The sequence below is a fragment of the Actinophytocola oryzae genome (assembly GCF_004364325.1).
Classification (GTDB): domain Bacteria; phylum Actinomycetota; class Actinomycetes; order Mycobacteriales; family Pseudonocardiaceae; genus Actinophytocola; species Actinophytocola oryzae.
The window spans coordinates 159,152-181,502 of record NZ_SOCP01000005.1 but is presented as its reverse complement, the minus strand read 5'-3'; the positions used below and the strand labels follow the sequence as shown (position 1 = coordinate 181,502).

21 protein-coding genes are annotated in these 22,351 nt (G+C 70.0%); 9 read left to right on the top strand and 12 right to left on the bottom strand.

Going from position 1 to position 22,351, the window contains the following annotated elements:
• Positions 1 to 33: 33 nt before the first annotated feature.
• Positions 34 to 3,153 (bottom strand): ATP-binding protein, encoded by a 3,120-nt coding sequence (locus CLV71_RS15485; protein ID WP_166664111.1) that lies wholly within the window; start codon positions 3,151 to 3,153, stop codon positions 34 to 36.
• 206 nt (positions 3,154 to 3,359) lie between these two features.
• A complete protein-coding gene (locus CLV71_RS15480; protein ID WP_166664110.1) occupies positions 3,360 to 3,971 on the bottom strand; it encodes an ATP-binding protein in 612 nt (203 codons plus the stop codon).
• Between the two features lie 131 nt (positions 3,972 to 4,102).
• Between CLV71_RS15480 and CLV71_RS15475 the strand changes: the two genes are divergently transcribed.
• From CLV71_RS15475 to CLV71_RS15460, 4 genes are all read left to right on the top strand, one after another.
• Positions 4,103 to 4,333: a WXG100 family type VII secretion target gene (locus CLV71_RS15475; protein WP_166664109.1), complete on the top strand. Its 231-nt coding sequence runs from the start codon at positions 4,103 to 4,105 to the stop codon at positions 4,331 to 4,333.
• Positions 4,320 to 4,637: a WXG100 family type VII secretion target gene (locus CLV71_RS15470; protein WP_133903451.1), complete on the top strand. Its 318-nt coding sequence runs from the start codon at positions 4,320 to 4,322 to the stop codon at positions 4,635 to 4,637. Before CLV71_RS15475 ends, CLV71_RS15470 begins: the two co-directional genes overlap by 14 nt.
• An 80-nt stretch (positions 4,638 to 4,717) precedes the next feature.
• The gene (locus tag CLV71_RS15465; protein WP_133903450.1) at positions 4,718 to 5,323 is read left to right on the top strand and encodes a helix-turn-helix transcriptional regulator; all 606 of its coding nucleotides are present in this window, start codon (positions 4,718 to 4,720) and stop codon (positions 5,321 to 5,323) included.
• 399 nt (positions 5,324 to 5,722) lie between these two features.
• Positions 5,723 to 6,337 (top strand): hypothetical protein, encoded by a 615-nt coding sequence (locus CLV71_RS15460; RefSeq protein WP_133903449.1) that lies wholly within the window; start codon positions 5,723 to 5,725, stop codon positions 6,335 to 6,337.
• Here CLV71_RS15460 and CLV71_RS15455 read toward each other — a convergent pair.
• A complete protein-coding gene (locus CLV71_RS15455) occupies positions 6,312 to 6,677 on the bottom strand; it encodes a PadR family transcriptional regulator (protein ID WP_208297577.1) in 366 nt (121 codons plus the stop codon). The genes CLV71_RS15460 and CLV71_RS15455 overlap by 26 nt on opposite strands.
• A gap of 278 nt (positions 6,678 to 6,955) precedes the next feature.
• Between CLV71_RS15455 and CLV71_RS15450 the strand changes: the two genes are divergently transcribed.
• The 5 genes from CLV71_RS15450 (at position 6,956) to CLV71_RS15430 (ending at position 11,665) form a co-directional block, all read left to right on the top strand.
• A complete protein-coding gene (locus CLV71_RS15450; RefSeq protein ID WP_133903448.1) occupies positions 6,956 to 7,297 on the top strand; it encodes a hypothetical protein in 342 nt (113 codons plus the stop codon).
• A gap of 29 nt (positions 7,298 to 7,326) precedes the next feature.
• Complete coding sequence (locus CLV71_RS15445) at positions 7,327 to 9,309, top strand: ATP-binding protein (RefSeq protein WP_133903447.1); 1,983 nt, start codon at positions 7,327 to 7,329, stop codon at positions 9,307 to 9,309.
• Positions 9,299 to 10,015 carry a response regulator transcription factor gene (locus CLV71_RS15440; RefSeq protein ID WP_133903446.1) on the top strand — a complete coding sequence of 239 codons (717 nt, stop codon included), beginning with the start codon at positions 9,299 to 9,301 and terminating at the stop codon, positions 10,013 to 10,015. The genes CLV71_RS15445 and CLV71_RS15440 overlap by 11 nt, the downstream gene beginning before the upstream one ends.
• Before the next feature lie 46 nt (positions 10,016 to 10,061).
• Positions 10,062 to 10,703, top strand: a complete 642-nt coding sequence (locus CLV71_RS15435; protein WP_133903445.1) for a hypothetical protein — start codon at positions 10,062 to 10,064, stop codon at positions 10,701 to 10,703.
• 80 nt (positions 10,704 to 10,783) lie between these two features.
• Entirely contained in the window at positions 10,784 to 11,665 is an 882-nt protein-coding gene (locus tag CLV71_RS15430; RefSeq protein ID WP_133903444.1) for a tetratricopeptide repeat protein, read from the top strand.
• Here the strand turns inward: CLV71_RS15430 and CLV71_RS15425 are convergent.
• The 9 genes from CLV71_RS15425 to CLV71_RS15385 form a co-directional block, all read right to left on the bottom strand.
• Positions 11,620 to 12,714, bottom strand: a complete 1,095-nt coding sequence (locus tag CLV71_RS15425) for a Fic family protein (protein WP_166664108.1) — start codon at positions 12,712 to 12,714, stop codon at positions 11,620 to 11,622. The two genes, CLV71_RS15430 and CLV71_RS15425, sit on opposite strands and share 46 nt — an antisense overlap.
• A gap of 403 nt (positions 12,715 to 13,117) precedes the next feature.
• Positions 13,118 to 14,482 carry an aldehyde dehydrogenase family protein gene (locus CLV71_RS15420; protein ID WP_133903442.1) on the bottom strand — a complete coding sequence of 455 codons (1,365 nt, stop codon included), beginning with the start codon at positions 14,480 to 14,482 and terminating at the stop codon, positions 13,118 to 13,120.
• Positions 14,482 to 15,570 (bottom strand): acyl-CoA synthetase family protein, encoded by a 1,089-nt coding sequence (locus CLV71_RS15415; protein WP_133903441.1) that lies wholly within the window; start codon positions 15,568 to 15,570, stop codon positions 14,482 to 14,484. The genes CLV71_RS15420 and CLV71_RS15415 overlap by 1 nt, the downstream gene beginning before the upstream one ends.
• A 90-nt stretch (positions 15,571 to 15,660) precedes the next feature.
• Complete coding sequence (locus CLV71_RS15410) at positions 15,661 to 16,578, bottom strand: arylamine N-acetyltransferase family protein (RefSeq protein ID WP_133903440.1); 918 nt, start codon at positions 16,576 to 16,578, stop codon at positions 15,661 to 15,663.
• 17 nt (positions 16,579 to 16,595) lie between these two features.
• On the bottom strand, positions 16,596 to 16,868 hold the full coding sequence (locus CLV71_RS15405) for a phosphopantetheine-binding protein (protein WP_133903439.1): 273 nt from the start codon (positions 16,866 to 16,868) through the stop codon (positions 16,596 to 16,598).
• Positions 16,855 to 18,306 (bottom strand): amino acid adenylation domain-containing protein, encoded by a 1,452-nt coding sequence (locus CLV71_RS15400; RefSeq protein ID WP_133903438.1) that lies wholly within the window; start codon positions 18,304 to 18,306, stop codon positions 16,855 to 16,857. The genes CLV71_RS15405 and CLV71_RS15400 overlap by 14 nt, the downstream gene beginning before the upstream one ends.
• Positions 18,303 to 19,442 (bottom strand): acyl-CoA dehydrogenase family protein, encoded by a 1,140-nt coding sequence (locus tag CLV71_RS15395; RefSeq protein ID WP_133903437.1) that lies wholly within the window; start codon positions 19,440 to 19,442, stop codon positions 18,303 to 18,305. The genes CLV71_RS15400 and CLV71_RS15395 overlap by 4 nt, the downstream gene beginning before the upstream one ends.
• 4 nt (positions 19,443 to 19,446) lie before the next feature.
• Positions 19,447 to 20,547, bottom strand: a complete 1,101-nt coding sequence (locus CLV71_RS15390; RefSeq protein ID WP_133903436.1) for a 3-dehydroquinate synthase II — start codon at positions 20,545 to 20,547, stop codon at positions 19,447 to 19,449.
• Positions 20,544 to 21,434: a 2-amino-3,7-dideoxy-D-threo-hept-6-ulosonate synthase gene (locus tag CLV71_RS15385; protein WP_133903435.1), complete on the bottom strand. Its 891-nt coding sequence runs from the start codon at positions 21,432 to 21,434 to the stop codon at positions 20,544 to 20,546. The genes CLV71_RS15390 and CLV71_RS15385 overlap by 4 nt, the downstream gene beginning before the upstream one ends.
• Positions 21,435 to 22,351: the final 917 nt, after the last annotated feature.

Below are 22,351 nucleotides of genomic sequence, written 5' to 3'. Positions count from 1 at the left end.
CACCTGACACACGTGCCCGGCGAGGTGAAGCGTTCAAACCAGTGCGCGTGGCGCAACACCGGCACCCGCGTCGGTGCGGTCGAGGTCCGCGACGGCGCCGAAGAGGCGGTAGCACTCCAGCGCGTCGCCGAGCACCTCCTGCGCCTCGCGGGCCTCGCCCTGCCTGCCGAGCAGCCACGCGAGGTCGGCGAGCGCGTGTGCCCGCATGAGTTCCAGGCCGCCCGTCATCCGGCAGAACGTGATGACCTCACGCAACGCGGCCGGGTCCTCGGCGAGCAGACCCCGGCAGTAGGTCAGCATCATGCGTGCCTCGACCGGCAGCGACGGCTCGTCCGGGATCGCGCGCAGCCGGTCCGCGCGGTCGCGGTCACCGGCGAGCACGACCAGCCGCGCGAGGTCGGGGAGCCAGCGGTACCAGGGCACCGGCAGCTCGGTCGTGTCGAGGATCGCGGCCAGCTCGTCGAGCGCGTCCCTCGGCCTGCCGGCCAGCTCCGCGAGCAGCGCGCGGGCGGCGTGGACGACGGCCAGCGGGGTATCGCCGTCGGCCTGTCCATGCCTGCGGGTGGTGCGGAGCAGGTGGAACGCGGCGTCGCGGTCACCCCGGTGCGCGGCGAGCAGGGCACTGGCACCCGCCACCGCGATCGCGACGACCGGCCTGCGCACGTACGCCGCCGGGTCCGCCGCGGCTGCCGCGATGATGTCCAGCTCCGTCTGCGCCGCGTCCCAGCGGCCGTTCCAGAAGTGGTTCATGGCGTTGGTCATGTGCAGCTCGGCGGGCAGCGCGCGGTGCACGGCAAGCTGCCACGTCGTGGCGGGCACGGTCGCGCCCGCGTGTTCGAGTGCCGCGCGGGTGTCCTCGTCGAGCAGCCGGTACTCGCCGAGCCCCGGCGGTCCCTGCGCGGGCGGCGCGCCCAGGGCGGCACGCAGCAGCTCGTGCCGGTCCCGCCAGACGCCGGTCGGTCCCTCCGAGAGCGCGCGTTCCACCTCGTGACACGCGTCGTCGACCCGGTCCCGCCTGCCGTAGCCGTAGGCGAGCACCCAGCGCAGCTCCGCCACCAGCGTCGGGTCGGTGGTGCGGGCGATCAGCGACCGCGCCTCCGCCTCCGGTTCGGTGCCCAGCCAGAACAGCAGCCGGATCAGCATGGCCGTCAGGGTCTCGCGGGTGCGCGGCGGCGCGGTCGAGGTGATCGCCAACCGCAGCAGCCGCACGGCGATCTCGGGCTCCTCGGCCGCGACGGCGCCGATGTTGGCGGGCAGCCAGGTGCCGACCAGCTCACCGGAGAGCGTCGACGCGAGCGTCAGCTGCTCGGCCACCCGCACGGCGGGGGCACCTGCCTCGACGAGTGCCTCCGCGACCTGGTGGTGCAGCGCGACCCTGATCGCGTTCGGCGTCTTCTCGTACAGGGCCCTGGCGACGAGCGGGTGGCGGAACCGCAGCCGGTCACCCGTTGCCGCGAGCACCCCGACCGTCAGTGCCTCGTCGAGCGGTTCGGTCAGCGCGGCGGGCCGCTCGCCGGACGCGGCGGCGAGGTCGGTGAGCGTGAACTCCTTGCCGAGCAACCGTGCCCAGCGCAGCAGGGCCATGGTCGGCGTGGACAGGAACGACAGGTGGTCGTCGACCCACGAGACGAGCTGGGGCGGCAGGCCGCGGTCGTCCTGCGTCGGCACCCCCGCGCCGCCGAGCAGCTCACCGGCGACGGTCGCGACTATCTTCCTGACGTAGTACGGGTTTCCGGCCGCATCGTCGAGCCAGCCGCGCAGCCTGCCCTCGGGCGGCGCACCGGTCAGCTTCTCGGCGAGCCGGTAGGAGTCCTCGGTGGACAGTGGCTCCAGCGTGAAGGTGCGGCCCACCGCGGCGACGTGCCTGCGTACCTTCGCGTGCACCGCCGTGCCCGGTGCGGGGCGCGTGCAGCCGATCAGCAGCAGTGGCAACCGGTCCACCCGCGTCGCGAGCCGCCACCACGCCGACATGCTCGCCTCGTCGGCCCACTGGAGGTCGTCGGCGACCACGGTCAGCGGGCCGTCGACACAAATCCGCTCGACGGCCTCGAGCACGGCGGCCGTGTCGCCGCCGACGCCGAGCAGGTCGTTCGCGAACCGCATCGGCAGGCCGCTGTCCAGCTCCTGCGCGTTCGCCCAGCGCAGCCGCTTCGCCGGGATCGGCACACCGGCGAGGGCCTCGGCCACCAGCGCGGACTTCCCGATGCCCGGCTCGCCGTCGATCCACACCACGCCGCCCCTGCCGGCCAGCACGTCGTTCATGGCGGTACGCAGTACCGCCAGCTCCGCCTTGTGCCCGACGTGGACACCGGCCCGGTGGGTCCGCCACGCGGGCTCGACCGTGGGCTCCGCGCGGACGTCACCGGTCAGGAGCTGTTGCTGGAGCTGGCGAAGCTCCGGGCCCGGCTCGATGCCCGACGCCTCGACGAGCGCGGTGCGGGCGTCGGCGAACACGTCGAGTGCCTCGGCCGTGCGGCCACCGGCGTGCAGTGCCCGCATCAGCAGCAGGCGAAGTCGTTCACGCAGCGGGTGTTCCCGGCACAGGGCCGTCAGCTCGGTGATCGGCTCGTCGGGCCGGTCCAGCTCGATGAGCAGCTCCGCCCGGTGCTCGACGGCCGCCAGCCGCAGCTCGGCGAGCTTGGCCCGCTGCGCCTGTGCGAACGGGCCGGGGATGCCGGTGAGCGCGTCGCCCTGCCAGAGCCCGAGCGCGGTGTCGAGGTCGGCGAGCGCGGTCCGGTGGTCGGACGTGTTGGCCGCGCGGGTGCGCAGTGCGGTGAAGCGGTGCACGTCGATGTCCGCGCGGTCGATCCGCAGTGAGTAACCAGAGCCGACGGAGGCCAGCAGGGTGCCGCCGGACCGCTTGGCCCGCCCGGGTTCCAGCGCCTGGCGCAGCGCCGAGACGTAGGTGTAGATGCTGCCGCTGGCGCTCGTCGGCGGCTCGTTGCCCCACAGTGCGTCGATCAGGTCGTCGCGGGAGACGGTGTGGCCCGCGGACAGCGCGAGCACGGCGAGCACCGCGCGTCGGTGTGCCGACCCGAGGTCGATCTCGTCGTCGCCGCGCCAGGCGCGGACCTCGCCGAGCAGCTGACAGCGCGGCCCGGTTTCCCCGGTGCCCACCTGCGCTGATGCCGCCGATCTGTCCGTCGCGTCCATCCTTCGTCCAAGCCGACGCCGCCTGTATAGCAGGCGACAGACTGTACGGGAGGAATAACGCGACGTGGCCGCCGGTGCGCACGGGTGTGCGCGGGTCGGGGCGACTCGCCGTGCCGACCTGGGCGCTTGCCCCCGTGTCCGCATGTGACCGCCGTGGGGTCCGTCTGCGTCCGCACGTGCCCGGGTGTGTTGACCAGGAGGAAATCTCAGGAAATTTTAAGCATCCGTTCACCTCCCACACCACTCAGCGGTCGCGTCCCCGCCACTGGCTGAAGGTCGACCACCCGGTCCGGCTCGAGGCCGTCGGTGTCCTGGCACGCGGCCACGATGAGGTAGCCGGGCAGGCGCGCGGGCGCGAGCGTCGGGTGCGAGACGGCGTCGAGGTCGTCCGCGATGAGCACGGTCGGGCACGCGGTCCTGACCTTGTCGAACACCTCGGCGAGCCTGGCCAGCAGCCAGGACCGCTCCGCCGCCGAGTCGTACGTGCCTGCCGTGCACAACGCGGCGGCCGCGTCGACGGGGCCGGCGAGTGAGAAGTCGCCCGCCCTGGTGTAGTGCTCGCGCAACGCGTCGAGCATGGCGCCCGCGCCGAACAGGTCCCACGGCGCGAGCTTGTCCCTGAGGTGCACGGAGATCACCGTGATGCCGCGTCTGCGCCACCGGCCCGCGGCACAGGCGAGCAGGGTGGTCTTGCCCACCCCCGGATCCCCTCGCACGGCGACCAGCGTGTGCCGGTCGGCGGTGGTGCCGGCGAGCGCACTGTCCAGTTCGGACAGTTCCGCGTCCCTGCCGGGAAGTGTCGTACGGTCCCCTCGCATAGGACCATCCTGACCCCACGGACGTGCGGATCCCCAACCGTGGTTCAGGATCGGGCGCGAATGGGCAGCCGGGTGAGGCCGTTCGGGCATCGCGCTTCGCTGGTCACCCGCTGGTTGCCGACACTGGAACGGTGACGTACCGACAGGTCCATACCGCCAGACCGGTCGCGCGGGAGTTCGCCCGCACGGCAACCGATCTCGACGGCGAACTGGCGCGGGTGACCGGGATGCTGACGTCGCTGCGGGCAGGCTGGACGGGCCCCGCCGCCGACTTCGACGCCGCGATGGACGCGTGGGTCGTGTCCCTGCGCGTGATCGTCGCCGAGCTGAACCACCTGGCGGACACCCATGAACGGTCATGAGAGGAAGGTCGTGCACCGGTTCGACTTCGAACTGGCGACGCAGACCCTCGACGAGATGCACGCGGTCAACGGCCGCGTCCGCCAGGCGCTCGCCGACCTGCAGGCGGGTGTCGAGGCGGGGCTCCACGAGTGGTCAAGTCCCGCGCTGGACGCGTACTGGCGTGCCAAGGCCGAGTGGCAGCGGCGGGCGAACGAGCTGCCGACCCAGCTGGAGGCAGGCAGGCGGACCCTGCTGTCGATCTCGGACGACCACGGCACCCTGGCCCACCGCACGGCGCTGATCTGGGCGAACAGCCGCGGCTGAGTGCCGTGAAGAACGCGTGGAGAAGACGTGAAGATCCCTCCGACAGACTGCTCGTCATCGCTGAGCGGGGAGGGGACCTCATGGAGCGGGTTCGGGTGCGGGTGTGCGCGCTGGACGCGATCACGTCGGCGGGGCTGGTCAAGTGCCTGGAGCCGGATGTGACGGTGTCCGACGGCGAGGTGGACGTCGTCGTCGCGGGCTTCGACCGCCTGAACGCGGCGGCGGTGGCAGTGTTGCGCAGCGCGGCGGCGGAGGTGGGCCGTCCGGTCGTGCTGGTCGTGAACGAGATCCGGGAGGTGGAGCTGCTGCCCGCCGTGGAGTGCCGCGTGGTCGCGATTCTCCCGAGGGCCGCGGCGGCCGACGGCCGGCTGGCGCAGGCCGTCCAGACGGTCGCCGCCGGCGGCGCCGACCTGCCGCCCAACCTGCTCGGCCAGTTGGTGGGGCACGCCGAGCGCCTGCACAAGGAGGTCCTCGCGTCGCACGGCCTGACGGCGTCGGGCCTGTCCCAGCGCGAGGTGGACGTGCTGCGCCTGATGGCGGACGGCCTGGACACCAACGAGATAGCGAAGAACCTGAGCTATTCGGAACGCACGGTGAAGAACATCATCTACACGATCACCAACCGTCTGAGGCTGCGCAACCGCCCCCATGCGGTCGCGTACGCGATGCGCGCCGGAATAATCTGACGGGCTTTCCACGTCGAATTCAGCACCCGTAGTGGATTTCCTACGGATAGCCGTCGTACACCGGTGGATGATGACGGCGGAGTAGTCTATTGAGACGCAGAACGAAACCACCCGGATGGCGGTTGGTCTCATATTGACGCGGACATCGACGGTTCGGTGTGAAACTCAAACCGGACGCTTTAGTTCCGCGACCCGCGATGTGCACACGAACGTGGTCCCCTAACCGGTGAACCAACTTTCCCCTCTGTAGGCTCCTGGCCATGTCCCGCAGGCTGGGAACGCTAAGGTCACGTAGCCGGTCACCGCGGATGTGCCTACCGGCGCAGCCGAATCGGGTCTGACGTGGACAGGGCGGGGGACCGAATATCCGTGGCGACGCGTATTTCAACCGTATTCCTTGTGGCTGCCGGGCTCGTGCTTCTCGTCGTCCGGCCCGAAAAGTCGATCATCGCGCTGATTCTGATCACCATCGCCGCCGTGCTCCGCATTCGTGATCTTCGCCGCGGCAGGCTCAGGTTCGCGCCGCGTCCGCTGACGGTCATCGCCCTGTTGATGCCGCTGTCGGTCGCCCGTTCCTATCTCGAGGAGTTCGCGCGCAACGCCACCGAGGTGCACGGCCGGGAGGCGCGGCGACACGTGTGGAACGCGGTCGTCGAGTCACCCGCGACGCTCGTCACCGTGTGGCACGACTGGTTCCGCACGAAACTGGTGCGGCTGACCGCGCGGCTCCTGTCCTCCCGCGTCGACCGGGTGCGGCTCGTGATCCGGGACCTCGCCGCGGCACCCGGGAGACACGAGGCAGCGCTCCGAAGGCTCCAGCGGTACTGCAGGCTGATCCTGCTGGCCACCGGCAGCGGGCAGTTCCACGACTACGCGGGGCCTGCCGAGGCGCTGCTGCGGAGCTGCAGGCAGTCGGCGGAGAACGGTGGCGACGCGGAGCTGACGACGCGGATACAGAAGGACGTGGACAGGCTGGTGTGCGCGTTGGCTAGCCGCCGTCCCGACCGGGCCTGAGCTCCGGAGCGGGGACGAGGCCGGCAGGCCACTCCCAGCGCCGGGCGGCGGAGGGCGCCTTCTCGGCGCGTCGCGCAAGCTCGCGGGTGGCGTGCTCGACACCGCGCGAGGTCATCTTGTAGTACCTGCGCCGTGGCCGCTGCTCGTCGTGCGGGTCGATGGCCTCCCAGCGGGAGGTGACCCAGTCGGCACGCTCGAGGCGGACGAGGATCGGGTAGATCGTGCCGGGCAGCAGCGTGGTGTGCGCCGCGATCTCCAGCCCGTAGATCTCCTCTTCCGGCTTGGCCAGGAAAGCGCGCAGCACGAGCTGTGTCTGCATCGTCATCCGTAGCCCGGCCATATGGTCACCCTATATTGACAACTCGACAGTTCGACATCGCGTCCGCCCACTATTACCTGTATGGCCGACCTGCTGTCCCCCTATATAGAGGAACGGGTAGGGTACCTCCCAACATCGCGGCGGCGACGTGAACCGTGCCCCGCGGCGGACCAAGACCCTGCGCTCAGACGGCCGTTCCCGGCCTACGGGAGTCCTGCTCTCTGTCTCCCGGGAGTCCGGGAAGTCCAGGCTGCACGCATGAGGCCCTCCGGGGTCCCCGACACACGAAGGAGAAAGAGATGTCCACGACCGCGGAAGGCACGCCGCCCCTGTGGCGCCCCGCACGGGAGGACCTTGACCTCTGGTACCGGACGTTCGAGGTGTACGCCGCGTCCGCGCCACTCGACAACGCCCACTTCCACGGCCCGCACGTCGCCATCCCGGTGCCGCTGACCAGGGTCGAGGAAGGTCTTCGCTGGCTGCGGAACCGGTATCCCACCGAGCTTGCCGCCATGCCCCTGCCGACGCTCGAGCAGATGCGTGCCGAGCTGGCGGCCCGGCGGCCGGAACCGAGCGGTGTGGCCGTCCGCGACAGCGGCTCCCCCTGCCACAACCTGTGGCACTGGATCAACGGCAGCTGACCGCGACATTCATCTCGAGGGGGACACACGTGCGAAGCGACAGAGCTTTCCTGAGATTCTTCTCCAGTCCCGGCAAGGAAGTGCTCATCTCGCGCGTGCTCGCGCTGGTGGCGGTGGCGGCGATGTCGACCGCCATCGCCACCCAGCTGCTCGACGTGGGCGTCGCACCGGCGGCCCATCCACGCCACTGGTTCGTCGCGGTGGCCTGCACACTGCTCGGACTGCGTGTCGTGGCCTACACACCACGCAACGCGGTCGGCTGGCTGATCCTGGCGATGGGCCTGTTCAGCGCGCTGACCGTAGGCACACAGGCGTTGTCGGTCTGGTTCGTGCCCGCGTGGCTCGGTACCTGGCTGTGGTGGCCGAGCTACGCGCTCCTGCCGGTGGCGGCGCTCCTCTTCCCGGACGGCAGGCCGACGTCGAGACGGTGGTGGTCCGTCCTCGTCGTCGCCGCGCTGGGCGTGCTGCTACCCGTGGTCGGCATCGGCTGGGGCTCGTGGTCCTCACCCGCCACCTTCTGGGAGGACGCGGTGAAGGGCACGGCCAGGGGCGGCCTGCCGGTCGTGGTCACCGTGGCGGGCGTGCTCTCGCTCTTCGCGGGTCTGGTCGGGTCGGTGTGGTCCCTCGTCGTCCGCTGGCTGCGCGCCGACCGCGGCCGGCGGCGCCTGCTCGTGTGGTCCTCGGCAGGTACGGCGTTGCTCACTGTCGCCCTGGTGCTCGAGATGGCCGGCACGGTCTGGGGCGCGTGGGCGGTGGTCGCCGCCGCGTTCCCCGTCGCCACGCTGGTCGCGATCCTCTGGTACGGCCTGTACGACATCGAGCTGCTCGTCCACCGGTCGCTCCTCTTCGGACTGATCACGCTGATCCTCGCGGGCGTGAACACGGTCGTCGTGCTGGCGCTCACCACCACCCCGCCGACGCCGGGGCACGTCATCGGCACCCTGGCCGTGGTGCTGATGCTCGCCCCGCTGCACCGACGGCTGCGTGGCCTGCTCGACCGCTGGCTCTTCGGCGACCGCGCCGACCCCTACCGCGCACTCTCCAGACTCGGCGAGCAGCTGGAGAACCTGCTCCAGCCGGACGAGGTGCTCAAGACGATCGCCAGCTCCGTCGGCAACGGGCTCAAGCTGCCCTACGTCTCGGTCCAGGTCGACAGCCTGTTCGCCGCGAGCGGCACCAGCAGACAGTGGCCGCAGCTCACCCTCCCCCTCAGACACGACGACGGCTACGTGGGCAACCTCGTCGTCGAGGCACGCGCACCCGAGGAGGGCTTCGGACGCAGCGAGCGGCGCCTGCTCGACGACCTCGCCCGCCAGGCCGCGCTCGCGACCAGGTCGGCCCGGCTCGCGAAGGAGCTGCAGCGGATCGACCGTGAACACGTCGAGGACCTCAGGTACGTCACCGGAGAGGTGCACGACAACCTCGCGCCGGGCGTGGCGGCGGTGCGCCTCCAGATCGACGCGTTGCGGCGAACGGGAATCTGCATGGACGAGCGTCTCAGCGCGAAGCTCTGCCAGATCGGTGACGACCTCTCGCTGGTCCTCCGCGAGATCCGCACGGTCGTCCACCGCGTCCGGCCGATCGGACTCCACGCGGGGCTCCTCGAGATCGTGCGCCGCAGGGCGTCGACGTTCCAGAGCAAGGAGCTCACCGTGACCGTCACACCGGTCGGCATGCTCGACGGGCTGTCCGCGAGCGTCGAGGAGGAGGCGTACCGGATCGTGAGCGCGGCGCTGGGCAACGTGGCCGAGCACGCCAACGCGTCCGCCTGCGAGGTCCGGCTGGTCCAGGACGCGGAACGGCTCGAGATCAACGTCATCGACAACGGCACGGGCATCCCGGCCGACGTCGTCCCGGGGGTCGGGCTCGAGTCGATGCGCCACCGCTGCGAGAAACGAGGCGGCAGGTTCGAGATCGAGCGCCGCCACCCGGGGACCCGGATCGTCGCGGTCCTCCCCCTCGGGGACCCCACCGCCAGTGCCGTCAACCACGAGGACGCCGATGGCCGATGAACCAGAAGTCCCGGCGACGGACGAGAAGGTCAGCGTCCTGATCGTCGAGAACCACGCCATCTACCGGAGAGGGCTCTGCGCCCAGTTCGCCGTCGACCCGGCGATCGAGGTGCTCGCCGAGTGCGACACCGCGGCCGAGGCGGTGCGCAAGGCCCTGGAGCTGCGGCCCTCCGTCGTGCTGATGGACCTCCACCTTCCCTGGGCCGTCGGCAGGCATCCCACCTACTGCGGTGCGAGGGCGATCCTGCAGATCCTGCAGGAGTGGCCGGGAGCCAACATCGCCGTGATCACGATGTTCGAGGACGACGAACGGGTGCGTGAGGCACTCAAGGCCGGGGCCCGGTCCTTCATCTCGAAGGACGGGGAACCGGCCGAACTGATTCAGATGGTCCACCTGACCGCGAAGGGGACCGGGGTCCTGAACAGGAAGGCCTCCGAGTACGTGGCGAAGAGCCTCCCGCACTCCGCGAACGGGTCACGGCACTTCACCGAGCTGACCCCTCGGGAGAACGACGTGCTGGCCCTGGCCGCCGCGGGCAACCCCGACTCCCGGATAGCCGTGAAGCTGGACGTCGCGACGAAGACCGTCGCCAACAACTGGACGAACATCAGGCAGAAGCTTGGTGTGTCCTCCCGGGAGGAGGCGGTGGAACTGGCCCGGGACAACGACTTCCGGCAGGACGGTGGTCCGGGAGAACCCGGGTGAGGTCACCTCTGCCGCCCGGGAACCCGGGAAGGGCAACGTTTCCCGCATGTTCAGCAGACCACAACCCCGCTACCGCAACGTCTTCGGGGTGGATGTCGAGGGCTCCACGACGAGGAACAACGGCGCGAAGGCCCGCATGCGCGACGCGATGTACACCCTGGTGACACAGTCGTTCGTCCGCAACGGGATCACCGCCGACGACCACGACCGGCTCCTCGACAGCGGCGACGGCCTACTCGCCCTGCTCCGCGCGGTCGACCGCATACCGAAGACCCTCCTGCTCCACGGCGTCGTCCCCACGCTCAGCCGCCTGATCGACGAGCACAACACCCGCCGCCCCGCCGACTGCCTGCGACTGCGTGCCGTCCTCCACGCGGGCGAGGTGCACCACGACACCCGCGCCCCCTTCGGCGAGACCCTCGACGTCGCGTTCCGCCTGCTCGACTCGCCGGTCACGAAGCGCGCCCTGCGCCGCACGACCGCGCCACTCGTCCTCGCCGTGTCGGACGACGTCCACAACGCCGTGGTCCGCCACCAGTACGACGACATCGACCCGCTGGCCTTCACGGCCTTCATGACGAAACGGAACGCGACCACCTGGGACTCCGGCTGGCTCCACGTCCCCGGCGAGGCGGGCACGTCGTTCCTCGGGCCGAACCTCGCAGGTCACCCGTCCGTGAGCCAGTGACAGGTCCGGTCACCCGACGTACGCGCCACGCCGCCACGGGGTACCCGGGCTCACTCCGTCGGTAGGCCATGATTACGCCGATGGGTCTCAGGTTGGTGGAGGCGGGTGACGCACCGGTCATGTCCGAGCACAGGCGCGTACTCGAGCTCATCGACGCGGTGAGCCTGGAACGGCACGGGCCGGCCGGGGTCGGGGTGTGGTTGGGCGACCACCGCGCCGAGGTGGTCGCCACCATCCGGGCCTGTGACCAGGACGGCGCACGAGAGCAGGGCACCCGGCTCGCCGCGGCCGTCTGGCCTTCGGCGGCGCTGGTCCGCGACCCGAGGTGGTGGGAGGAGCTCGCCGGGGTAGGCGAGGCCCTCGCCGTCGCCGACCGCGATCCCCGGCGGCTCGCCGAACTGCTGCACAGCGCGGCCGCGACCTTCGCCGCACACGGCGACCGGCTGCGGGCCGAGGAGCGGTGGGTCCGTGCGCTCGCCGTCGTCCGGCGCGACGGCGACCGGGTGCGCCACGAGGCGGTGCTCGGCGGGCTCGGTGACCTCTACCGCGGCTGGGGCCGGCTGTCCAAGGCACTCGACGCCTACCTCGGGCTCGTCGACCTGCGGCGGGACCTCGACGACCCGGCGCGGCTGGCCGAGGCGTACGTCGCCGTCGCCACCACCATGCACGACGCGGGCAGGCTCCGTTCCGCGACGGACTACTTCGACCGGGCCGACGAGGTGCTGACCGAGGTCGAGGCACCCGTCACCCATGCCGGCGTGCTCGTCTGGTGTGGCCGGACCCGGTGGGAGCAGGGCGAACACGGGGCCGCGCGTCGCAGGTGGAGTCGCGCGCTCGCGATGCTCGTCGACGTCGACGAGGACACCGCCGACCGGGTCCGCGCCCTGCTGGCGACCGGGCAGGACGAGCGCCCGCCCTACTGGTCGAACACCGCGTCGTCGCCGTCCGGCGGCGTCGGGTAGCTCAGCTCGAACAGGTCCAGCACGTCCGGCACCGTGAACACCTGCCGGTAGCTCCGCCCGTTGAGACTCCTCAGCACCCCCAGCCGCAGCAGCTGCTTGGTGAGGCTCGCCGCCTGCTGCACCGAGATGCCGCTCCGCTCGGCGACCTGCAGGTTCGTCGTCAGCGGCGTGACGGCCAGGTCGCGCGTCACCCGGACGATTCCGTCCATTCGTCTGCCCAGCCTGCCGAGGTGTTCCGCACTGATCCGTTCCGCGCGGTCGATGAATCCGAGCTGGTTTCGGCACAACGCCGCGATGCCCGTCGCGAAGAACTCCAGGAATCCGTCGAGATCACCCCGGTGGACCATACCGAGAATGCCTTCGCGGTATTCGTCCCGGTGCCTGCTGAGCCATTCCGAGACGGGCAGGAGCGGATCTCGCAGCGCGCCTTCCCTAATCAGCGCGAGGGTGATGTACAACCGGGACAGGTGGTCGGCGTGTGTCACCGGCGAGAGCGTCGAGAGCTGGTAGTGGCCGAGCGCCACCCTGGCCAGCAGCGGCGCCTCGCACTCGGAGTCCACCCAGGCCGACCACTGCATGCCGCCGGTCTGCAGCTCCGCGCCTGCCGGGACGGTCAGCAGGTACGGCTCGGGACCGCCGAGCCAGCCGGGCCCGGTGCGCCACTCCACCTCGGTCACGTCGTCGCCGCCGACGTGACCGAGCGTGTCGGCGCGGCCGTCGAGAATCGCGCCGAGTCGGCTCAACAGAGCCAGGTTGATGGCGCCGCCCGCCTTGACCCACGCCACGGCCTCGTCGTTGGCGCGCAGGTACCCGCGCAGCTCCTCGTCGAGTGCGGGCACCTCGACCGTGCCAGGCAGGTCCGCGAGCAACAGCTCCCGCAACCCCGCGAAGGTGCCGCCGAGCTCACCGGAGCCGTGGACGTCCCGCAGCTGCGCCAGCCGCACCAGACCCGCGCGGTTCGGCAGGCGTGCGGCGGCCTCGTCGAGCCTGCCGAGAGCCTGTTCGGCCTCGGCGAGCAGCCGGTAGGTCTGCGGTCGTAACCGAACCATTGACGGAAGTGGTCGCGGAAGGAACGCGCCTTCCTGTCTCAGTTTCGCTGGAAAGCCGACGATGCCTTCCGCCAGGAACCATCGGCCCGTCGCCGCGGGCATCGCGTCAGGCATGGCGGAAAGACTGGCCGACAGAACCGGAAATCGGCAAACCTTTCAAAGCACACATGCAAGATCACCATCCAGGCGTCCTCAGCAATTAGAGGCCAAAGCCCGGGTGATTCATCTCCCAAGCGACTTCATGGCGAAATCGCCGACGACAGTCGCCTGCCCTCCCCTCCGCGGACCTCACCGCCAGGCTCCCTTCCATAGTCGAACAAACGTTCGAGGGGATGTCAAGGGTGCGCACACGACGAGAGCCCACCGGCGACGGTCTCGCCGGTGGGCTCTCGGGTGGGACGGGTCAGTGCCGAACGACACCCTTGCTGCGCATCAGGAACTCGCCGAGATAACCGTCATGGGGTACCCCTGGTGCCATCCAGTGCGTCGGGCGGTCACCCACGTAGAGGTTGCGGATGGTCGGCTCGTCGAGCAGCTCGTCGAGCAGCGTCTCGTCGGAGGTGACCGCGGTCAGCACGAGCGAGTTCCGCAACGGCACGACACCCGCCTCCCGCGTCCACGGCGCCACCCACACACACGGGAAGCCCAGCTCGATGCCCGCCTGCGCGGCATGCGGGTCCGGCAGCTCGAACACCGCGGGCCGCAACACCGCGGCGTCACCGACCTCGTCGACGACACCGTCGCCGCCGAGGTGCGCCTTCACCCCGGACGCCTTCGCCAGCAGGTACGCCTCGATCGACCGCGCCGCCTCCCGCGGGTAGGCGGGGAGCACCGCCTTGTCGTCCTCCGGCGGCAGGCTCGGGATCGCGGCGAGCCGTTCCGCGATCGCCGCCGCGACCGGGCCGGGGTCGCCCTCGACGAAGACGGCGGTGGTGTTCACACACGCGGCGCCGCCCAGTGCGCTCACCGAGTCGACGACCATGTCGACGTGGTCGCGCCAGTCGCTGTCCGAGGTGAGGAGGATCTTCGAGCGGCCGGGTCCGTTCGGCAGCACCGTGGGATCGGTCGCGTACTTGTCGATCACGTACTGCCCGCCGTACACCATGCTCAGGTCGGCCCCGCGCAGGATCTCCCCGGCCGCGGCGTGGTCGGTCGGCAGCAGGACCACCTGGTCGGTTCCGAAACCGCTGGCGTGCAGGGCGGAGATCAGCCGGTGCGGGGTGAGCGGCTCGCGCCCCGACGGCCGCACCGCCACGCGGTAACCGGCCGCGAGGGCCTCCAGCCACCCGGCGTGCACGCCGGGGGAGTTGCCCGCCGCGTGCACCGCGAAGACCTCGCCCTTGCGGATCCACGCCGCGGCACCCTGCCGGACGCGCTGGTCGCGCAGGTCGTTCACCGCGCCGACGGGGCGCGCGGACTGCAGGCCGTCGTCGTAGGCGGCGGTGGCGTGCCGCGTGATGGTGTCGACGGCCTGCCGCACGACCGGCAGCGGCGTACCGGACATGCGGCTGACCGTGTGCTGGTACTCGGCCGCGCTCATCCCGCCGACCTCGCCGGTGGCGAACAGTTCGCCCGCCCGCGCGATCGCGGCCGTGCGCTCGGCCACCGGGAGCGGCCTGGCCCTGCGCAACGCGGCCATCGTGCGGGTGATGAACAGCGGCGGCACCAGGCTCAGCTCACCGAGCGGCGCGCCGGCCACGTCGGTGAGCGGCAGCCGGTTGCGGGTGCGGTAGGGACCGTTGGGCCCCAGGGCGTCCAGGTCGAGCATCAGTAGACGCCCTCGATGACGGTCTCCTCCTCGAACACCTGCACCGGGAACACCTCGGCCACCGCGTCGCCCGCCGCGCCGGGGAGGGCCTCGACGCGGATCGCGAGGTCGCGCTCGAGGTTGTTCGGCATCAGCATGCTGCGGCTGACGTGGTTCATCACGACCTGCCCGCGCTCGCCGTAGGCGACCTTCCTGCCGGTCGCCGGGTCCACGACGGCGAACGTGATGGCGGGCGAGATCGGGTCGAACACGGGCATGTCGTCCGTGCCGGGACGCTGGAGCGCGGGGCCGCCGCCGATCATCGTGCTGCCGAGCCCGCCACTGAACGTCTTGCCGGGAAACACTTCCGTGCGCATCAGGTCGCGGGTGTCGGGGTCGAGGGTGGCGCCGCCCCACATGATCGCGCTGACCTTCTCCCTCACCAGCTCGACGAGGTCGTCGTGCTGCGCGAGCCGCGCGAGCATCGGTCCGGTGATCATCAGCACACCGATCCGCTGTGTGCGCAACAGGATCCTGGTCTGCTCGAGCAGGTGGGTCGTGTACGCGTCCGCCTCGTCGCCACGCCCGGAGCCGATGAGCTTCTTGACCCAGCGCGGGTCCAGGTCGATGAAGAACGCGACACCGCCGCGGTCACGCGCCCACCGGACCATCGTCTGGCCGACGACGTGCGGACCGCCGGGTGCCATGGCGAGCCAGTTCACGTTCCTGGGCACGCCAAGGGCGTCCATGCGGACGTGCAGCTCCGCGAGCAGCTGCTCCCACCAGTCCCGCATGAGGACGATCCGCTTCGGCGCGCCGGTGGTGCCGCCGCTCTCGTACACACCGACGACCGGCGGCCGGTCTCCGTAGCCTCTCGGGATGAGGTCCTCGACGGGCACGTCACGGAACTCACTGAGGACGTTGGGAAACCGCGCGAGATCCTCGTGGCCCTTGACTTCGAGACGCGGGTCGAAGTCGAACGACTCGGCCTTCCTGAGCCAGAAGGGGGAACCGGTCTCAGGGTTGAAGTGCCATTCCATCGCGGCGCGCACGTACTCGTCGACGTCGGTCACGGCACTCAGTGGCAGGTCCAGCACCGAATCGGTCATGGGGAACCTCATTTCAGGGAGTTGAAACCGTTGGACCCCCAGAGTCCGGATAGGACAGATCAAAGTGTACTGATCAGGTCCTTGGCGTGGCTAGACGCCTGCCGCGTAGTTCGCGACAGGACCGGTGACGCGGTACATGATCGGTTCGACGGGAAGCAGCGCGCCCGGCGGCAGGTGCAGGCTCAGCTTCTCCGCGAGTACCGCGGCCTGCTCGTCGCGGGGCACCCGCGTCCGCTCCGGTTCGCCTTCCGGGCCCTGCCGGACGAGCAGCCCCTCGCCCGACTCGGTCGCCCAGTCCATCCAGAAGGTCCACCGCACGCCGTCCTCCGCGCGCTGCGTCCAGAAGATGTTCAGCAGCGCGGACTTCGGGTGTGTGCTGCAGAAGTGGTGCATCAGGACGAGGTCGGTCGGCGACTGGGGGAGCAGCGAGAAGCTGTAGAGGTCGCTCCACTGGTCCTGCTGCCGGTTCTGCAGCACGTACTCGTGTTCCTCGGCCACCAGCCGGAACTGCCAGCCGAACTGGTCCGCGGGCTCGCCGACCGCGAACGGCAGCGGCAGCATCAGCCCGTCCCCGCCGAAGCCGACGTCCGCGAGGAAGGACCGGTCGCCGAAGCTGACCGAGAGGAGCAGGTGCGGCCGTGGCACCGGCCGCGGCCTCGGGTCGGGACTGCCGGACCGGACCTTGGCCGCCAGCATGGTGACCGAGAAGCCCAGTGCCTCCAACACGGTCGCGAACATGAGGTTCTGCTCGACGCAGTAACCGCCCTGCCGGTCGTGCACCAGCTTCTGCTGGATCCGTTTGAGGTCCAGCGGAAGCGGCGGTGCGATCAGCGCCTCTATCGTGGAGAACGGGATCCGGCTGATGTGGGCGAGGTGGAGCGCGGACAGCGTCTCGGGCGTCGGCTCCAGCGAGCCGTCGTAGCCGATCCGAGCCAGGTACGCGTCGAGGTCGAGCGCGGCGGTCGACAGCTTCTGCCGGGCCGCCGGTGACTCTGCCCGCGTCTGCATTCTTCGTCCCCCTTCACTCACCGGGTACCGAGACGGAGCTCGGTCACCAGGTCGGTAATGCTTTCCAGGTCCTTGAAGTGCTCGGCGTTGACCTGCATGGGAGGGACGCGGACGCCGAACTCCTGGCGCAGGTAGACCGTCAGGCGGGCGGTCTCGACCGAGTTGAGGATTCCCCACTCCAGCAACGGGGTCGTGGTGGTGAGGTCCGTGGCGTCCTGTTCGCCGAGCACCTCGTCACTCACGTACCTGGTGAGTTTCTCCAGCAGGGCCTGACGTTCAGTGTCCGACATCGACCTTCTCCTTCTCGGCGACCAGCGCTGCGCGGTCGGTCTTCCCGTTCTCCGTGCGGGGCAGCTCGTCCACGAGACGCAGCTCGTCGACGATCATGTAGGCGGGCAGCCGGCTCGCGCACAGCCGTTTGAGCTGGATCAGCGTCGGGCGCATGCCGGCGTGCGCGACCACCACCGCCTCGATCCGCGTCGCCATGCCGGTGCCGTGCACGAGCACGACGGCCTGGTCCACCGCCTCGTGGGTGCGCAGTGCCGTCTCGATCTCGCCGAGCTCGACCCGGTGCCCACGCACCTTCACCATGTGGTCGCGCCGACCCACGTACTCCAGCCTGCCGGTCTCGTCGTACCGGCCGAGGTCACCGGTCCGGTATGGACCGACGTGCCGGGGCCCGCCCCAGTAACCCAGCATCACGGTGGGCCCGTCGACGACGATCTCACCCTCGTCGAGCCACACCCGGTCGCCCGAGCACGCGGTCCCGATGGGCAGTGGCCGCGTCCGTGCCAGGTCCACGTCCGTGACCTCGTAGGACGTGCACACGTTGGTCTCGGTGGGGCCGTACCAGTTGAACAGCCGCACCTGCGGCCACGCCGCACGCAGCTCCAGCACGTCGCCGACGGGGAACGGCTCGCCGGCGAACACGCAGACCCGCAACGACTCCGGCGCGTGCCTGGCCATCAGCCCGCCCTGGCGCATCATGAGCAGGAGCACCGAGGGGACCGAGTACCAGACGGTGATTCCGTCCAGCAGCTCGACGAGCTGCTCCGGCGCGTACGCGGCCGCGCCCGGGACGAGGTGCACCGAAGCACCCGCCAGGAAGGCACCGTAGAGGTCGAACACGGAGAGGTCGAAGTTGAACGGCGCGTGGTTGGCCAGCCGGTCCCCGGCGTGCAGCCCCACCTCCGCCGCGGCCCACTCGACGAACGCCAGCGCGTTGCGGTGGCTGATGCAGACGCCCTTCGGCTCCCCGGTGGAGCCGGACGTGTAGAGGATGTAGGCCGGGCTGTCCGCCGAGATGTCGGTCGGGTGGTCCGGCGCAGGTCCGCTCGTCGCGCCCAGGTCGTCGAAGGTGGCCAGCGGCGCGTTCGTCCAGCCCGCCGCGTCGGCCTTCCTCGCGCCGTCCTCGTCGGTGACGACGAGCACGGGCAGACAGCTCGCCGTGATCCGGTCGAGGCGCGCGACGGGGTTGCTCGGGGCCACGGGGACGTACACCGCACCCATGCGCAGTGCCGCCTGCATGAGCGCGACCGCCTCGACGCTCTTCTCGCACCAGATGAGCACCCGGTCGCCCCGGCCGACGCCGTGACCGGCGAGGGCGACCGCGTACCGGTCGGCGAGCCGGTCCAGCTCGCCGTAGGTCAGGCGCTCCGACGGCCCGCGCACGGCCTCCGCGAGCGGGTCCCGGCGTGCCGACGCGATGACGAGGTCCTGCAGGTTCACAGACCCAGCTCCCTCGCGACGAGCTGCCGTTGGATCTCGGAGGTGCCGGAGAAGATCCGGCTCGGCAGTGCGTCCCGCAGCACGGCCTCGATGCCGTCCTCCTGGAGGTAGCCGCGCCCGCCGAACACCTGCACGGCGTCGAGCGCGCTGGCCACGACGCCTTCCGAGACGGCCAGTTTGGACAGTGCGACCGACAGCACGGCGTGGTCGCCGCGGTCGTGCTCCCAGCAGGCGCGGTAGAGCAGCAGCCGTGCGCTCTCCAGCCGCAGCTTCATCTCGACGATCCGGTTCGACACCGACTGGAAGTCGCCGATCCGCTGCCCGAACTGGCGGCGCCTGCGGGCATGCCGGACACAGAGGTCGAGAAGCCGGTCCTGGACACCGACGTAGAGCGCGAAAAGGCAGGCGCGCTCCCAGGCCATGGACTGCTGGAAGATCGCACTGCCCTGCCCGGGAAGCCCCAGCAGCTGCTCCTCGGGGACGAAGCACCTGTCGAACGTGACGGTGCCCGCCGGACACGCGTGCAGACCTGCCTTGCGCAGCGGCTCGCCCGCGGTGAGTCCCTCGGCGTCGCGTTCGACGACGAACCCCGTGGTACCGAGGTGTCCGGCCTTGGGGTCGGTGGTGGCGTAGGTGACGTAGACGTCGGCCTCCGGCCCGTTGCTGACGAAGCTCTTGACCCCGTCGAGCAGGTACCCGCCGTCCACCGCGGTCGCCGTGACCGACAGCCGGGAGACGTCGGAACCGGCGTTCTCCTCGGTCATGGCGTTGCCCGCGACCAGCTCGCCCCCGCACATCCCGGGGAGGAACCGCTCACGCACCTCGGGCTTGGCGAACTCCACGATCGGCATCGCACAGGCGAACAGGTGCGCCGCGGCGGCGAACACCAGACCGGTGTTCGCGCAACCACGTCCTACCGCCTCGTACACGTGGGCGGCGTCGAGCGCGCCAAGGCCGCCGCCGCCGTACTCCGATGGCACGCTGGCGCCGAGGACGCCGAGCTCACCGAGCCTGCGCCAGTCCTTCCGGCTGTAGAAACCCTGCTCCGGAACGGGTTCGGCAGGGAAGTAAGTCTCGGCCGCGGTCAGGATCTCGTCGTGGCGAGCGGCCTGACCGGGGCTCCAGGCGAAGTCCACGCCGTCATTTCTCCAGGCAGAATTCGTTGATCGGGTAGCCGACGTGCCGGTCCGCCAGCGGCAGGTATCCGAGGAGGGTGTCGCCCGGCTTGAGCTCGGTGCTGTTCAGCACCTGGCCACCGGGCCCGAAAACCCTGACGTGCCAGTCATCCTGGAGGATGAGGTTGACGGTCTGCCCGTTGGGCGCCTGCGCGTCGACGGAGATGAGCGGCCGGCTCTCGATCTTGACCCGGCCCACGGTGACGACGCGGGTGCGGCCCTTGACGTCGACCGCGGTGACCTTGCTGCCGGACTTCAGCTCGCTGAGGTAGTTGGTCCGCTCGTTCTGCGACAGCGTGTATGAGTGGATCGCGCCCGCGTTGACCCGGAACGGCCGCGTCGGCATGTACGGCAGCGGGTGGGTCTCGCTGACGCACAGGATCATGCCCTTGGAGTGCGAGCCGACGAGGATGCCCTCGTCCTCGCGGAAGTGCGTGCAGGTGTCGACGCAGGCGCGCTCGCCCATGCCGACGTGGGTGGTCGCGGTGACGGTCAGCTCGACCAGCTCCAGCGCCGGGCTGTCCACGACGGACGCGGACTTCAGCCCGGTGGCGTCGCCGACGGCCTTCGGCGCGAGCATGACGCCGTCGGAGCCGTGCTCGAGGACACCGAAGATGATCTCGGCCTCCTCCACGTCCTTGGCGATGGTGATCAGGCTGCCGGTCGCCCGCGCCGCGGCGGCGATGACGATCTCCAGCGGGATCTTCGTGGGGTCGCGGAAGTACAGCAGGCTCCACGGGTAGACGTTGGCCGACTGGCAGGCCTCGTCCAGTGTGGCCGGGTCCTTGATCTCGACGTACCGGCCGAACTCGACCTCGGGGTGGGCGGCGGCGAGCTCCTCGGGCAGGCCGTGCTCCTCGGGGACGACGATCACGATGTCGGTCTGGCCGAGGTCCTCGGGAAGCGTGGTGCCCTGCGGGAACAGCACCTTCTTGACCGTGGGGGGCAGCCCTTCGAAGTCCGCGACCGCGTCGGACACCACGGCGTCCACCCGCTGGTGCAGCGACTCTTCCAGAATCGCCGCTCTGGCTGCGGATGCGCGGACGTCGACCCAGGTGAGCTTCATAGCGAGGATCCTTCTCTTTCGCCACGTCTGGTGGCGGTGGGGACCAGGAGGGGAATGGACTCCACGGACCAGGTGCGGAACTCGGGGGGAGCGGAGGGCACCAGGTCACCGTGTACTCGTTCGGCGAGCCTGCGGGTGAGGGCGCCGGGGTTCGCGGCCTCGAAGATGTTGCGGCCGACGGCAAGCCCGGCGGCACCGCCGAGGAGGACCTCGTCGACGAAGTCCATGAGGGCGTCCTGGTCACCCGCACGCGGTCCGCCCGCCGCGACGATCGGCACCGGCGACTGGGCGGTGATCTCCTGCATCTTCGAGACGGAGCCGACGTAGTAGGTCTTGACCAGGTCCACACCCAGCTCGGCGGCGAGGGTGATGGCGTGTGCGACAAGCTCGGGGTCGGTCGGGTTCGCGACGTGCGGGCCGCGTGGGTACATCATCGCCAGGATGGGCACGTTCCAGCGGTCGCAGGCCTCCGCGACGATCCCGAGGTCGGAGATCTGCCGCGCCTCCTCGCGCGAGCCGACGTTCACGTGGACGCTGACGGCGTCGGCACCGAGCCGCAGGGCTTCCTCGACCGTCCCGACGAGCACCTTGTCGTCGGGGTCGGGGGCGTGCACCGTGCTGGCGCTCAGGTGGACGATCAGCGAGAGCTGCTTGAACCAGGCGGGGTCAACGAACCGGATGTTTCCTTTGTGGAGCACCACCGCGTCCGCGCCGTTGACGGCGAGCTGACCGACCAGCGTGTTGAGACCGTTGCCGCCACCCGGAATGGGTCCACCGGTCAGCGAGTGGTCCAAGGGGACGATCATCGTCCGCTGAGGATTGTTCCGAAAGAACCGGTTGAGACGGAGACGACGCGCAGTTGACCCGCCATAGAATGGCTTATTCATTAATTCCTCTCCGGCGTCACAAAATACACAGAACCCCCAATCTCACATCGACTTCCCCCGGGGAACTCCTTCCATGACAGTATTCTGGCGAATCAATTTGCGACATTGCGGCAAATATGAACGCTCTACGCAGAGGTAAAAGGCGGGCCTGACGCGGGCGTCATGGTAGTGGCACTGACTCGCCACGGGCAAGGCATGTGTGCACCTTTCCCACGTGCACCGCTTCACCTGGTCTTTTTCGATTCAGGTCTTGACAGGAGGGTGCATCAAGGCTTCCATGACCTGTTTTCTGACCAGTTGTCCAGACCCGACATTTATTCGCGATAGTCGGAACGGACGTTTTCCGATTGACGGCCCACTGATTCATTGGGTCGAGACCGCGCTCACAGTCCGCATTGGACCGGATGGTCCCGTGATCGCCGCGCCCATACGGGTGACCTGTTGCTGCCAAACGCGCCCGAAAACCGGGACGCTGTTGTTTTGTTGCCGGTAGGACGCTCGCGACCACTCCGTACCGCGATCCGGCGGCGCGTACCTCGCGGCCCAGGCCCTCGGCGCGCACCTGCTCCGTGGGCTGTTCGGCATGTCCTGCGCTCGTGCCGGTTCTTGGTCCGTGTCATCCGCTTTCGGGTGGTGCGGTCGTTCCTTGCGACCGGCCCAGATCCTTCTGTGATCTTGGTCACCATGATCGGAAAGACGCGGACTGTCCTCGATGCCGTCATGCAGAGGAGCGTGCGCGTGTACCGATCGCGAGAGGTGCGTACGCGACTTCGCGCCACGGCGTCGGGCGATGAAGTGTCGCCTGGCCTTGTGCGGGGCTCGTTCGCCCAGATCAGGGAAACCGTTCATTCAGGGGCAGATTCGAAGGCTTCCGCAAGCCGTTGATCGCCAGGGCCGGAAGTCGCCGTAACTCCGAT

Bases quoted from the DNA above. Each gene is read 5' to 3' on its own strand.
- CLV71_RS15440 (WP_133903446.1), top strand. From the start codon at position 9,299: ATGGCCGATGAACCAGAAGTCCCGGCGACGGACGAGAAGGTCAGCGTC.
- CLV71_RS15415 (WP_133903441.1), bottom strand. From the start codon at position 15,570: ATGACCGATTCGGTGCTGGACCTGCCACTGAGTGCCGTGACCGACGTC.
- CLV71_RS15405 (WP_133903439.1), bottom strand. From the start codon at position 16,868: ATGTCGGACACTGAACGTCAGGCCCTGCTGGAGAAACTCACCAGGTAC.
- CLV71_RS15390 (WP_133903436.1), bottom strand. From the start codon at position 20,547: ATGAAGCTCACCTGGGTCGACGTCCGCGCATCCGCAGCCAGAGCGGCG.
- CLV71_RS15465 (WP_133903450.1), top strand. From the start codon at position 4,718: ATGGAGCGGGTTCGGGTGCGGGTGTGCGCGCTGGACGCGATCACGTCG.
- CLV71_RS15450 (WP_133903448.1), top strand. From the start codon at position 6,956: ATGTCCACGACCGCGGAAGGCACGCCGCCCCTGTGGCGCCCCGCACGG.
- CLV71_RS15435 (WP_133903445.1), top strand. From the start codon at position 10,062: ATGTTCAGCAGACCACAACCCCGCTACCGCAACGTCTTCGGGGTGGAT.
- CLV71_RS15425 (WP_166664108.1), bottom strand. From the start codon at position 12,714: ATGGTTCGGTTACGACCGCAGACCTACCGGCTGCTCGCCGAGGCCGAA.
- CLV71_RS15485 (WP_166664111.1), bottom strand. From the start codon at position 3,153: ATGGACGCGACGGACAGATCGGCGGCATCAGCGCAGGTGGGCACCGGG.
- CLV71_RS15470 (WP_133903451.1), top strand. From the start codon at position 4,320: ATGAACGGTCATGAGAGGAAGGTCGTGCACCGGTTCGACTTCGAACTG.
- CLV71_RS15455 (WP_208297577.1), bottom strand. From the start codon at position 6,677: ATGGCCGGGCTACGGATGACGATGCAGACACAGCTCGTGCTGCGCGCT.
- CLV71_RS15430 (WP_133903444.1), top strand. From the start codon at position 10,784: ATGGGTCTCAGGTTGGTGGAGGCGGGTGACGCACCGGTCATGTCCGAG.
- CLV71_RS15480 (WP_166664110.1), bottom strand. From the start codon at position 3,971: ATGCGAGGGGACCGTACGACACTTCCCGGCAGGGACGCGGAACTGTCC.
- CLV71_RS15385 (WP_133903435.1), bottom strand. From the start codon at position 21,434: ATGAATAAGCCATTCTATGGCGGGTCAACTGCGCGTCGTCTCCGTCTC.
- CLV71_RS15420 (WP_133903442.1), bottom strand. From the start codon at position 14,482: ATGCTCGACCTGGACGCCCTGGGGCCCAACGGTCCCTACCGCACCCGC.
- CLV71_RS15410 (WP_133903440.1), bottom strand. From the start codon at position 16,578: ATGCAGACGCGGGCAGAGTCACCGGCGGCCCGGCAGAAGCTGTCGACC.